This window comes from Miltoncostaea oceani, assembly GCF_018141545.1.
GTDB lineage: Bacteria > Actinomycetota > Thermoleophilia > Miltoncostaeales > Miltoncostaeaceae > Miltoncostaea > Miltoncostaea oceani.
Genome location: NZ_CP064356.1, coordinates 287,695 through 300,088 on the forward strand (window position 1 = coordinate 287,695; position 12,394 = coordinate 300,088).

General features: G+C 75.9%; 12 protein-coding genes. 2 read left to right on the forward strand and 10 right to left on the reverse strand.

Annotated elements, in window-relative coordinates; all coding sequences use genetic code 11:
• Positions 1 to 19 precede the first annotated feature (19 nt).
• The gene (locus IU369_RS01390; protein ID WP_217922776.1) at positions 20 to 1,093 is read left to right on the forward strand and encodes an adenosine deaminase; all 1,074 of its coding nucleotides are present in this window, start codon (positions 20 to 22) and stop codon (positions 1,091 to 1,093) included.
• Positions 1,094 to 1,145: 52 nt separating this feature from the next.
• On the opposite strand, the gene IU369_RS01395 is transcribed toward IU369_RS01390, so the two are convergent.
• The 8 genes from IU369_RS01395 to IU369_RS01430 form a co-directional block, all read right to left on the reverse strand.
• Complete coding sequence (locus IU369_RS01395) at positions 1,146 to 1,742, reverse strand: LOG family protein (protein ID WP_217922777.1); 597 nt, start codon at positions 1,740 to 1,742, stop codon at positions 1,146 to 1,148.
• Between the two features lie 553 nt (positions 1,743 to 2,295).
• Positions 2,296 to 3,198, reverse strand: a complete 903-nt coding sequence (locus IU369_RS01400) for a carbohydrate kinase family protein (RefSeq protein ID WP_217922778.1) — start codon at positions 3,196 to 3,198, stop codon at positions 2,296 to 2,298.
• Entirely contained in the window at positions 3,195 to 4,094 is a 900-nt protein-coding gene (locus IU369_RS01405) for a pseudouridine-5'-phosphate glycosidase (protein WP_217922779.1), read from the reverse strand. The genes IU369_RS01400 and IU369_RS01405 overlap by 4 nt, the downstream gene beginning before the upstream one ends.
• Positions 4,094 to 4,936, reverse strand: a complete 843-nt coding sequence (locus IU369_RS01410) for an aldehyde dehydrogenase family protein (protein WP_217922780.1) — start codon at positions 4,934 to 4,936, stop codon at positions 4,094 to 4,096. Before IU369_RS01410 ends, IU369_RS01405 begins: the two co-directional genes overlap by 1 nt.
• Positions 4,933 to 6,429 (reverse strand): aldehyde dehydrogenase family protein, encoded by a 1,497-nt coding sequence (locus IU369_RS01415; RefSeq protein WP_217922781.1) that lies wholly within the window; start codon positions 6,427 to 6,429, stop codon positions 4,933 to 4,935. The genes IU369_RS01410 and IU369_RS01415 overlap by 4 nt, the downstream gene beginning before the upstream one ends.
• On the reverse strand, positions 6,429 to 7,373 hold the full coding sequence (deoC, locus tag IU369_RS01420; protein WP_217922782.1) for a deoxyribose-phosphate aldolase: 945 nt from the start codon (positions 7,371 to 7,373) through the stop codon (positions 6,429 to 6,431). The genes IU369_RS01415 and deoC overlap by 1 nt, the downstream gene beginning before the upstream one ends.
• 31 nt (positions 7,374 to 7,404) lie before the next feature.
• Positions 7,405 to 9,069, reverse strand: coding sequence for a phospho-sugar mutase (locus tag IU369_RS01425; protein ID WP_217922783.1), 1,665 nt, complete (start codon positions 9,067 to 9,069; stop codon positions 7,405 to 7,407).
• Positions 9,069 to 9,887, reverse strand: coding sequence for a purine-nucleoside phosphorylase (locus IU369_RS01430; RefSeq protein ID WP_217922784.1), 819 nt, complete (start codon positions 9,885 to 9,887; stop codon positions 9,069 to 9,071). Before IU369_RS01430 ends, IU369_RS01425 begins: the two co-directional genes overlap by 1 nt.
• Positions 9,888 to 9,946: 59 nt before the next feature.
• On the opposite strand from IU369_RS01430, the gene IU369_RS01435 reads away from it, so the two are divergent.
• Positions 9,947 to 11,311, forward strand: a complete 1,365-nt coding sequence (locus IU369_RS01435) for an NAD(P)/FAD-dependent oxidoreductase (protein WP_217922785.1) — start codon at positions 9,947 to 9,949, stop codon at positions 11,309 to 11,311.
• On the opposite strand, the gene IU369_RS01440 is transcribed toward IU369_RS01435, so the two are convergent.
• Positions 11,308 to 11,499 carry a hypothetical protein gene (locus IU369_RS01440; RefSeq protein WP_217922786.1) on the reverse strand — a complete coding sequence of 64 codons (192 nt, stop codon included), beginning with the start codon at positions 11,497 to 11,499 and terminating at the stop codon, positions 11,308 to 11,310. The genes IU369_RS01435 and IU369_RS01440 overlap by 4 nt on opposite strands.
• Positions 11,500 to 11,560: 61 nt before the next feature.
• The gene (locus IU369_RS01445; protein WP_217922787.1) at positions 11,561 to 12,349 is read right to left on the reverse strand and encodes an SDR family oxidoreductase; all 789 of its coding nucleotides are present in this window, start codon (positions 12,347 to 12,349) and stop codon (positions 11,561 to 11,563) included.
• Between the last annotated feature and the right edge of the window lie 45 nt (positions 12,350 to 12,394).

Genomic DNA, 12,394 nt, shown 5'->3' on the forward strand with positions numbered 1-12,394 from the left:
CGTGGCGTACCGTTGGCGCATGGACATCGACCCCCAGAACGTGATCCGCGCCCCGAAGGTGCTCCTCCACGACCACCTCGACGGCGGGGTCCGCCCCCAGACGATCGTCGACCTGGCGCGCGAGGGCGGCTACGACGGGCTGCCGACGACCAACGCGGAGGAGCTGCGGCAGGTCATCTCCCGCGGCGCGAACCGCAACGACCTCGTCCTCTACCTCGAGACGTTCGCCCACACCGTCGCGGTGATGCAGACCCGCGAGGCGCTGGAGCGCGTCGCGGTGGAGTGCGCGGAGGACCTCGTCGCCGACGGCGTCGTCTACGCGGAGATCCGCTTCGCCCCGGAGCTGCACATCGAGAAGGGCCTCAGCCTTGACGAGGTCGTCGAGGCGGTGCTCGCCGGGTTCGCGCGCGGCACGGAGGGGACGGGGCTCACCGTCCGCGTGCTGTGCTCGGCGATGCGCCAGCAGGCGAGCTCCCTGGAGATCGCGGAGCTGGCGTTGCGCCACCGCGACCACGGCGTCTGCGGGTTCGACATCGCCGGTCCCGAGGCGGGGCACCCGCCGTCGCGGCACCTCGACGCGTTCTCGCGGGTGATGCGTGACGACTTCCACATCACGATCCACGCGGGCGAGGCGTTCGGGCTGCCGTCGATCGCGGAGGCCCTGCACGTCTGCGGGGCGGAGCGCCTCGGGCACGGGGTGCGGATCATCGACGACATCCACCCCGACGGCGAGGGCGGGTTCACGATGGGGCGCCTCGCGTCGTTCGTGCGCGACCGCCGCGTGCCGCTGGAGCTGTGCCCGACGTCGAACGTCCACGTCGGCGCGGCCCCCTCGATCGCGGAGCACCCGATCGGGCTGCTGACGCGCCTGCGGTTCCGCGTCACGGTGAACACGGACAACCGGCTGATGAGCGACACGTCGCTGAGCCGGGAGTTCCTGCAGCTCGCCGCGACGTTCGGCTGGGACCTCGACGACATGCGGTGGGCGACGATCAACGCGATGAAGAGCGCGTTCCTGCCGTTCGACGAGCGCCTCCACCTGATCAACCGCGTCATCAAGCCGGGCTATTCGATGCTGGGCGCCGACGGCTGACGCGGGACGCCCCCACCGCCGGGGGGGCGCGGGGTCCGGGGGGTCCGGGTGGTCAGACGGCGGGGGGCCCGCCGTCCATCCACTTGTCGAGCGCGAGCGGCTCCCACGCCGCGAGGGCGTCGAGGAGCGCGGCGGGTTCGCGTTCGGAGAGGAGCATGTCGCGGTGCTCGGGACGCACGAACCGGGCGTCGCGGGCGGCGTCGAGCATGGTGGTGAGCGGCGCCCAGTAGCCGGCGACGTCGAGCAGCCCGACGGGTTTGCGGTGGATGCCGAGCTGCGTCCACGTGAGGGCCTCGACGAGCTCCTCGATGGTCCCGACGCCGCCGGGCAACGCCGCGAACGCGTCGGAGCGCTCCGCCATCAGGAACTTCCGCTCGTGCATCGAGTCGACGACGACGAGCTCGGTGAGGTCGATCTTCGAGATCTCCCGGGCGTGCAGCGCCGCGGGGATGATCCCGGTGACGGGCGCCCCGGCGGCGAGGGCGGCGTCGGCGGCGATCCCCATCAACCCGACGCTGCCGCCGCCGTAGACCATCCCCATCCCACGCCGGCCGATCTCCGTCCCGAGCGCCGCCGCCGCCGCGGCGTACGCGGGGTCGGCTCCGGGGCTGGATCCGGCGTAGACGCAGACTGTCCTGAGCTCGGGCACGGCCGCGCACTCTAGGGGGACGAACCCCTCGGGGACGGCCGGCGACGTCGTCGGTCCATTTGGCCACGCACCGAGGTCCACTTGGACGTGACGGCGAGGTCCACTTGGCCGACGCACCGAGGTTCATTTGGACGTGGCGTCGTGGTCCATTTGGCCGGACGGGAGCGTGCGGTCCTGATCGTGTCCCCGAGGGGTCGGGCGCGGGACGAACCCCTCGGGGAAGGCCGGCTGACCTGGTCGTCCACTTGGCCGCCGCTCCGAGGTTCATTTGGCCGGAGCGCGATGGTCCACTTGGCCGACGCACCGAGGTCCACTCGGCCGAGCGCCATGGTCCACTTGGACGTGACGGCGAGGTCCACTTGGACGGACGGCGAGCGTGAGCCCAGATCGTCCCTGAGGGGTTGAGCGTGAAAGAACCCTCACGGCGCCCGGCCCACGAGGTGGTCCACTCGGCCGGACCGCAGCGCCCATTCGGACCTCGCGCCGAGGTCCAATTGGACCAAGGACGAGCGCAACGGACGAAGCGGGAGCCGGGCGACGTCGGGCCCGGCGGTCACCCCGGGGTGGGCCGCGCCCCCGGGATCGTGACGACGCTCGCCGCCATCCGGCACGCCGTCGCCAGGGCGGCCTCCGGGTCGGCGCCGGTGCGGCGGGCGGCGAGCCAGCCGGCGGCGAACGCGTCGCCCGCCCCCGTCGTGTCCACCACCGGGCCGGGGGGCTCGGCGGAGGGGACCCGCGCCTCGCCGCCCGCCGCGTCGCGCCACATCGCGCCGTCGCGGCCGAGCTTCAGCACCACCTCGCGGTGCCCTGCCAGCAGGCTGTCGGACACGACCCGCGGGTCGCGGGACCCGCACAGCACCTCCGCCTCGTCGAGGGTCGCGAGGACCACGTCGACGCCCCGCACCAGCGCCCGGAACGTCGCCCCGCCGACCTCCGCGAGCGGCGCCGCCGACGCCGGGTCGACCGACGTCGTCACCCCCGCGTCGTGGGCGCGCTCCAGCGCCGCCACCGCCGCATCCCGGGTCGACGCCCGCAGCAGGGCGTACCCCGAGACGTGCAGGTGCCCGCCGGCCGACAACAGGTCCCACGGCACCGCCGACACCCCGAGCAGGGCGTTCGCCCCCGCGTCGGGCAGCATCGTCCGCTCACCACCCGCATCGACCAGCACCACGCACGCCCCCGTCGCGGCGCCCGGCGCCACCGTCAGCCGCGCATCCACCCCCGACGACTCCAGGGCACGGGCCGCCTCGCGCCCCGCCGCGTCGTCGCCGACGCACCCCACGAACACCACCGGCACCCCGAGGCCGCCGAGCCACGCGGCCGTGTTCGCCGCGGACCCCCCGGGGCGCATCACGATCTCCGCGGGGGTGTCGCTCGCCGGCGCCAGCGGCCGGTCGGTGCGCGCCACGACGTCCGTCATGACGTCGCCCACCACCACCACCGGGGGTGGGCTCACCCCGCCATCGCGGCGGCGATGCGCGCCGCCAGCCCCGCGTTGCGGAGCACCAGCGCCACGTTCACGCGCAGGCTCTCGCCCCCCGTCTCCGCATGGAACCGCCCGAGGATGAACGGCGTCGCGTCCTTCCCCCCGATCCCCTCCGCCGCCGCCGCCGCCAGCGCGTCCGCGAGGACGCGGTCGTGCAGGGCGGGGTCCATCTGCTCGGCGACGGGGAGCGGGTTCGCCACCACCACCGCCTGCGGCAGGCCCAGCACCCGACGGGCGGCGTGGATGCGCGCCACCTCGCCGGGGTCGTCGACCCGCCACGGCACCGGATGCCCCGAGTCCGCGAGGTAGAAGCCCGCGAGGTGGTCGGTGCCGTACCCGAGCACCGGGACCGAGAGGGTCTCGAGGCGCTCCAGGGTCGCGCCGACGTCGAGGATGGACTTCACGCCCGCGCAGACCACCACGACCGGCGCCCCCGCCAGGGCCGTCAGGTCCGCCGACTCGTCGAACGTCGCCGAGGCCTCGCGGTGGACCCCGCCCAACCCCCCCGTCGCGAAGGCGCCGATCCCGGCGAGCGCCGCGACGTGGGCGGTGCTCGCCACCGTCGTCGCCCCCGGCAGGCCCCGCACCAGCGCCGGGGCGAGGTCGCGCACCCCGAGCTTCAACACGTCCCCCCGGGCGGCGACCTCCTCGAGCGCCGCGTCGTCGAGACCGACGCGCACCCGGCCGCCGAGCACGGCGATCGTCGCCGGCACCGCGCCCCCGGCCCGCACCGCGCCCTCGATCTCCCGCGCGATCCGCAGGTTGTCCGGCCGCGGGAGGCCGTGGGCGATGATCGTCGACTCCAGCGCCACCACGGGCCGGCGGTCCGCGAGCGCCGCGGCGACCTCCTCGGTGACCTCCAGCATCAGATGCGGGCGGGGTGCCAGACCGTGCGGATCTCGCAGAACGCCGTCGCCGTCGCGATGTCCTCCCGGCCACCCGTGCGGGGCGTGCGCTTCAGGTTCGCCGCGGCCCGCTCCTCCAGGCCCTCCACCATGTCCGCGGGGGCGCCGCTCAGGTCGATCAGGTCGACGTCCTCGTGGTCGGCGAGCCACGGCAGGAGCTGGGCGTGGTCGCCCGTCAGCAGGTTCACGACGCCCCCCGGCACGTCGGAGGTCGCGACCACCTCGCCGAGGGTGCTGGTCACGAGCGCCGCCGGGCCCCCGGCCACCGCGACCGCGGCGTTGCCCGCCGCGAGCGCCGGCAGCACCAGCCCGAGGACGCCGCGGACGCCGCCGTCGTCGGGGCACGCCAGCGCGCAGACACCGAGCGGCACCGGGTTCGACAGGTTCAGGTACGGCCCGGACACCGGGTTCACCCCGCCGACGAGCTGGTCGAGCTTGTCCGCGAACCCCGCCCAGTAGACGGCCGCGTCGATCGCCCCCTCCACGTCGTCCCGCGCCGCCGCCTCCGTCACGCCGACGGCCTCGAGCTCGGCCCGCAGCTGGGCGGCGCGCCCCTCCAGCACCTCCGCCACGCGGTAGATGATCTGGGCGCGGTTGTAGGCGGTGCGCCCCGCCCACCCCGCCTGGGCGCCCCGTGCGGCGCGCACGGCGTCGCGGGCGTCCTTGCGCGACGCCTGCGCCACGTGGGCGAGCAGGCGCCCGTCGGCGCCGGTGACGGGGAAGGTGCGCCCCGACTCGGAGCGCGGGAACGCCCCCCCGATGAAGAGCTTGTAGGTCTTGCGGACCTCGACGCGGTCGCTCACGCGGGCACCGGCTCCAGGGCGAGGTACTCGGCGAGGCCCTGGCGGCCCCCCTCGCGGCCGAAGCCCGACTCGCGGACGCCGCCGAACGGGCTCGCCGGGTCGAACTGGTTGAAGCAGTTCGCCCAGACCACGCCCGCGCGGAGCCGCTGCGACACCCACAGGATGCGCGAGCCCTTCTCCGTCCACACACCCGCCGACAGGCCGTACCGGGTGGCGTTCGCCTTCGCGACGGCCTCCGCCTCGGTGCGGAACGTCTCGACGGTGAGCACGGGGCCGAACACCTCCTCGCGCACGATCGGGTCGGACGCCCCGGCGCCGCTGACGATCGTCGGCGGGAAGAAGAAGCCCCGCTCCGGCAGCGGGCGGCTCGGCTGGTCGATGCGGCAGCCCCGCTCGGCGGCCCCGTCGACGTAGCCGCGGATGATCTCGAGCTGGGCGAGCGAGTTGATCGCGCCGACGTCGGTGTTCTTGTCGAGCGGGTCGCCGGTGCGGAGCAGCTCGATGCGGCGGAGGAGGCGGTCCATCAGCTCGTCCGCGACGCCCTCCTGCACCAGCAGGCGCGAGCCGGCGCAGCAGACGTGGCCCTGGTTGAAGAAGATGCCGTCCACGATGCCCTCGACGGCCTGGTCGAGCGCGGCGTCGTCGAACACCAGGTGGGCGCCCTTGCCCCCCAGCTCCAGGGTCAGGCGGGTCCCGGTGCCCGCGAGGGCGCGGCGGATCGCCTTGCCCACCTCGGTGGAGCCGGTGAACGCGACCTTGTCGACGCCGGGGTGCGACGCCAGCGCCGCGCCGGTCGCGCCCGCCCCCGTCACGACGTTGACGACGCCGGGCGGGATCTCGGCCTCGCGGACGAGCTCGGCGAGCAGCAGGGCCGTCAGCGGCGTCGTCTCGGCGGGCTTCAGCACCACCGTGTTGCCGCACGCCAGCGCCGGCGCGATCTTCCAGGCGGCCATCAGCAGGGGGAAGTTCCAGGGGATGATCTGCCCGACGACCCCGAGCGGGCGTGCCCGCATCCCCGGGACGGCGTACGCGAGCTTGTCGGCCCACCCGGCGTGGTGGAAGAGGTGCGCCGCGGCGAGGGGGACGTCGACGTCGCGCGACTCGCGGATCGGCTTGCCGCCGTCGATCGACTCGAGCACCGCCAGCTCGCGGCTGCGGTCCTGCACGAGTCGGGCGAGGCGGAACAGGTACTTCGCGCGCGTGCGGCCCGGCATGTCGCGCCAGCCGCCCTCGTAGGCGCGCCGGGCCGCGGCGACGGCGTCGTCGACGTCGGCGGCGGACGCCTCGGCCACCTCGGCCAGCGTGTCGCCGGTCGCGGGCTCGACCGTCGGGAACACGACCCCGTCGCGTCCCGGCCGCTCCTCGCCGTCGATCACCAGCCCGTACCGCGGGCGGATCGTGACGATGTCGCGCCCCTCGATGGAGGGGACGTAATCGGCGAGGGTGCGCGCCAGCTCGGACGCGGCGGCGTCCTGACGGGGGGTCGTGGTCATCAGTCCACCGGGAGGTCGCCGGTCCGCGCGTAGCGGCCGGAGCGCGCGAAGCGCAGCTGCAGGACGATGTCGTTCAGGAGGGTCGAGGCGCCGAACCGGAAGCGGTCGGGCGTGAGGGCGTCGGCGCCGAGGGTCTCGGCGACGAGGGCCAGGTAGCCGAGGGCCTGCTTCGAGGTGCGGATGCCGCCGGCGAGCTTCAGGCCCACCTCCCGGCCGGTGGCGTCCCGGAACTCGCGGATCGCCTCGGCCATGCACAGCGCGACGGCGGGGGTCGCCGACACGGGCAGCTTGCCCGTCGAGGTCTTGATGACGTCGCTGCCGGCGGCCATCGCGATCATGGAGGCGAGCCGGACCATCTCGTAGGAGCCGAGCTCGCCGGTCTCGAGGATCGTCTTCAGGTGGGCACCGCCGCAGGCCTCCTTCGCGGCGGCGACCTCGTCGTGCACCACGTCGATGCGCCCCGACAGCAGCGCGCCGCGGTTGATGACGATGTCGATCTCGTCGGCGCCGTCCGCGACCGCGCCGCGGATCTCGTCGAGGCGGTCGGCGAGGGGGCTCTGCCCGGAGGGGAACGCCCCCGCCACCGACGCGACGTGCACGGGCGAGCCGGCGACGTGCGCCCGGGCGGTCGCGACCATCGACGGGTAGACGCAGACGGCCGCGACGGGCGGCACCGACCCGTCGTCGGGGTCGGGGCGCAGTGCCCGGGCGCACAGGGCGCGCACCTTGCCGGGCGTGTCGGCGCCCTCGAGGGTGGTGAGGTCGATGCAGCGCACCGCCAGCTCCAGCCCGGCGCGCTTGCTCTCGCGCTTGATCGACCGGCCCGTCAGGCGGGACGCGCGGGCCTCGAGGGCCAGGGCGTCGACCGCCGTCACCCGCAGGGGGGCGTCGAGCAGGGCGCCGTCGATGACGGCGCCGCGTGCGTCACGTCGGAGGGTCGTCACCCGCCGATCTTGGCACGTCCGTCGTCCCGGGTCAGGCGAGCAGCAGGGGCTCCAGTCCCGACCGGACGGCGGCCAGCGTCGCGCCGGCCCGCGCGCGGGCGGCGGCGACGTCGCCGTCGGGCGCCGGCTCGACCGCCTCGCAGTAGCACTTGAGCTTCGGCTCGGTGCCCGACGGCCGCACGATCACGCGGACCCCGCCGTCCAGGTCGAGGCGCAGTACGTCGGGTGCGAGGGGTGTCGCGGCGCGCACCGCGAGGGGGCCGACGGCCGCGGGCGGGTCGCCGGCGAGGCGTCCGACGAGCGCCGCCCGGCGCTCCGCGCCGCCGGGGGACTCGTCGCGCAGCGAGAAGTTCGCTGTCACGTGGGCGCCGTGACTGCGGTGGAGGTCGTCGAGCGCGTCGGGCAGGGTGCGGCCGCGCCCCGCGTACGCGGACGCCATCGACGCGACGGCGAGCGCCGCCGACAGGCCGTCCTTGTCGCGCACGTCGGGGCCGACGGCGTAGCCGATGGCCTCCTCGTAGGCGAGCACCTGCGTCCACCCCGGGTGCTCCATCGCGGGCCGCGAGAGCCACTTGAAGCCCGTGAGCGTCTCGGCGTGACGCGCGCCGTGGTGGGCCGCGACCTTCGCCAGGAGCTGCGACGACACCACGCTCGACGTCACCAGACGATCCGGCCCCGAGGTCACCTCGCCGAGGAGCCAGTCGCCGAGCAGGCCCCCCACCTCGTCACCCGTCAGCTGGCGGGTCCCCCCGTCGGGGCCGGGCACCAGCACGGCGACGCGGTCGGCGTCGGGGTCGAGGGCGAGCCCGAGGACGGCGCCCGTCTCGCGCATCCGCGCGGCCAGGAGGTCGGTGGCGCCCGGCTCCTCGGGGTTGGGGAACGCGACGGTCGGGAAGCCCGGGTCGGGCTCCTGCTGGGCGGCGACGACGTGGACGTCGGAGTGCCCCGCCGCGGCGAGCAAACGGGCGAGCAGCGCGCCCCCCACGCCGTGCATCGCCGTCGTGGCGATCCGGATCGGGACGGGCGGGGCGGGGACGCGGGCGATCGTCGCGGCCACGTAGTCGTCGATCACGGCGTCGTCGAGGGGCGCGACCCCGGCGCCCGCCGCGCCGGGGATCGAGATGACCCCGTCGCGCGCCACTGCGTCGATGGCCGCGGCGACCCGGCCATCCACCGGCGGGACGATCTGGGCGCCGTCGCCCATGTAGAGCTTCAGCCCGTTGTCGGCGGCGGGGTTGTGGCTCGCCGTCACCACGATCCCGGCGGCGGCGCCGAGGCGGCGGATCGCGAACACTCCGACGGGTGTCGGCAGCGGACCCGTCCCGAGCGTCACCGGCAGGCCGTGGGCCGCGAGCACCTCGGCGCAGTCGGCGGCGAACGCGGTGGACATGCGCCGCGCGTCGTGGGCCACCACGACGCCCCGCCGCCGGGCGTCGGGCACCTCCTCCACCAGGTAGCGGGCGATCCCCGCCGCCGACTCGCGCACGACGGCGCGGTTCATGCGGGCCGGGCCGCCGCCCATCGTGCCCCGCAGGCCGGCGGTGCCGAACGCGAGCCGGCCGGCGAACCGCGCGGCGAGCGCCGCGCCGTCGCCGGCGGCGAGCAGGGCCGCGAGCTCGTCCCGGGTCCCCGGGTCGGGGTCCCGGGCGATCCACTCCTCGACCCGCGCGCGCAGCTCCGGGCCGACCGCGGGCATCAGGCGGCGGCGACCACCGCGCGCAGCAGCTCGGCCAGCCGCGGCACCGACGCCTTCCCGGTGGCGAGCACCTCCCGGTGGTCGAGGGCCTCGGCGGACATCCCGGCGGCGAGGTTCGTGACGAGCGAGACCCCGGCGACCTCGGCGCCGAGGTGGCGGGCGGCGATCGCCTCGAGCACGGTCGACATCCCCACGAGGTCCGCCCCCCACGACCGCAGCATCGCGATCTCGGCGGGGGTCTCGTAGGAGCCGCCGAGCAGGCCCGCGTACACGCCCTCGGGGATGCCCGGGACCGCGGCGGCCGCCGCGGCGCGCAGGCGGGGGCTGTAGAGGTCGGTGAGGTCCGAGAACCGCCCGGGCATGCCCGCCGGCGGGTCGGCCCCCGTCATGGGGTTGGCGCCCGTCAGGTTCAGGTGGTCGCGGATCATCACCGGCGTGCCGGGGCCGTGCTCGGGCATCAGGGAGCCGGCGGCGTTGGTGAGCACGACCGTCGCGCAGCCCGACAGGACCGCGGCGCGCACGCCGTGGACCACGGTCGGCACGGGGTGCTCCTCGTAGAGGTGGGCGCGGCCGGCCATCACCAGCAGGGGGACGCCGTCGGCGTCCACCGAGTGGGCCATGCCCGAGTGCCCCTGCACCGCCGGCTCCGGGAAGCCCGGGAGCTCCGGCATCGGCACCCCGTCGCGCACCGTGCCGAGCATCGGGACGACGTCGGCCCAGCCCGAGCCGAGGACCAGCGCGACGCGGTGCTCCCCGAGGCGCTCGCGGATCGCGTCGCCGGCGGCGTGGGCGGCGGTGTACGGGTCCGTGCTCGTCATCGTCCGCACTATGGCAGCGCGCGCGGTCCGGCGGCACGGGCGGCTGCTATACCGGGTCGGTGGACCAGCAGCACGCACATCGCGTCGTCGTGGTGGGGGGCGGGTTCGGCGGCCTCCAGGCCGTCCGGCACCTGAAGCGGTCCCCCGCGGCCGTGACCCTCATCGACCGCCGCAACTTCCACCTCTTCCAGCCGCTGCTCTACCAGGTGGCGACGGGCGCGCTCTCTCCCGGTGAGATCGCCGCGCCCCTGCGCGGCGTGCTGAAGCGCCAGGGCAACGCGACCGTCGTGCTCGCCGAGGTGCAGGGCATCGACCTCGACCGGCGCGTCGTGCGCACCCGCGCCGTGGGCGGGGGGCGCGAGTCGGAGGTGGGGTACGACACGCTGATCGTCGCCGCCGGCGCCCGCCACTCCTACTTCGGCAACGACGAGTGGGCGCGGGTCGCCCCCGGCCTGAAGTCGCTGGAGGACGCCCTCGAGCTGCGGCGGCGCATCCTCACCGCCTTCGAGGCGGCCGAGGTCGAGCCCGACCCCGACGTCCAGCGCGCCCTCCTGACCTTCGTGGTGGTCGGCGCCGGCCCCACCGGGGTCGAGCTGGCCGGGCAGATCGCGGAGATCGCGCGCGACACCGTCCGCCGGGACTTCCGCCACATCGACCCGACCACGGCGCGGATCGTGCTGGTCGAGGGAGCCGCGCGCGTCCTCACCGCCTTCCCCGAGTCGTTGTCGGCGAAGGCCGAGCGCCAGCTCGCGGCCCTCGGCGTCACCGTCCGCGACAGCCGCCTCGTGACCGACGTCGACGCCGACGGCGTGACCCTGTCGCCCGCCGGCGACGGCGACGGCGGGTCCGAGCGCCTCGACGCCCGCACGGTCGTGTGGGCCGCCGGCGTCGCGGCGTCGCCGCTCGCGACCGCGCTCGCCGAGGGGTCCGGCGCCGCGCTCGACCGCGCCGGCCGCATCACCGTGGAACCCGACCTGACGCTCCCCGGCCACCCGGAGGTGTTCGCGCTCGGCGACATGGTCCGGGTCTCCGACGGCGCCGGCGGCCAGATCCCCCTGCCGGGTGTCGCGCCGGCGGCGATGCAGCAGGGGCGCTACGCGGCGAAGGTGATCCGCGCGCGCCTCGCCGGCACCGAGCCCCCGTCCCGGTTCACCTACACCGACAAGGGCAACCTGGCGACCATCGGCCGCATGAAGGCCGTCGGCGAGATCCGCGGGGCGAAGCTGTCGGGCACGCTCGCCTGGCTCGGGTGGCTGTTCATCCACCTCTTCTACCTCACGGGCCTCCAGAACCGGCTGCTCGTGTTCATCCGGTGGACCGTCTCGTTCCTGACCCGCGGCCGCGGCGCGCGCCTCATCACGGGCGGCGCCGAGGACCCCGTCGCCTCCCCCGCGTCCGCGGAGGCGGAGGTCCACCGCTCCTAGCGGGCCCCCGGGGGCAGGACGGGGTCGGCGTCGGGGTCGGTCCGGCCGTGAGGGGGGTGGGGCGGGGTCGTGGCGCGCGAGGCGCCCTGCACCGGCGTCTGCTCGGGCGGCCCGGCGTCCTCGGCCCGTTGGCGCAGCTCGTCGCTGGAGCTGTCGTGGCTCCGCGGCGTCGCGTGGCGGTCGCTCATGGATGCCTCCTCGTGGGTGCCGTCCCCACCCCGTACCCGCCGCGGCGGCGGGCCCAACCGGCTACCGCGCCCGCACACCCGTGATCGTCAGCTCGGTGATGCGGCGGGGCGCCTCGGCGAGGGCCGCGAACGCCCAGGCGCGGCGCGGCAGCCGCACGTGCCGGCGGTCGTCCGCGACGGCGCGCACCGTGTGCGCGCAGAGCCGGTCGAGCGGCGTGTCGGTGAGCAGGCCCAGCCGGTAGAAGCGCCGGAACGCCGCGGCGGTCGGCGGGTGGGCGACGACCGACGCGCGCATGTCGGTCGGCACCAGGCCGACCTCGACGACGGTGGTCCCGACCGGCAGCCCGCGCAGGTCGGCCCGCAGGCCCGCGGTGAAGTGGGTGAGGGCCGACTTGCTCGCCGCGTAGGCGACCATGCCCGGCAGCACCGCCGTTCCCGCGAGGGACGACATGTTCACGACGTGGCCGCGCCCGCGGTCGATCATCCCCGGGAGGACCTGCCGGGTCAGCTCCATCGGCGCGAGCACGTTGATCGCGACGAGGCGCTCGAGGTCGGCGGGGTCCATGTCGTCGAGCGTGCCGGTCACGTCGATGCCCGCGTTGTTGACGAGCACGTCGACCGGGCCGGCGGCCTCCTCGACGCGGGCGATCAGGCCCGCGCGCCCGGCGGCGTCGGCGAGGTCGGCCACGAGGGCCGTGCCGCCCGTCTCCGCGGCCAGCTCCTCGACGGCCGTGGCGGTCCGCGCCACCACCGTCACTCGGCCGCCCGCGGTGGCGAACGCCCGCGCGAGGCCGGCCCCGATCCCCCGCGAGGCCCCCGTCACCAGCACGTGCGCGCCGTCGATCTCCATGCCGCAGCCTCCCCGGCCGTCTGTGGGTCGCGGGCCATCATGGCG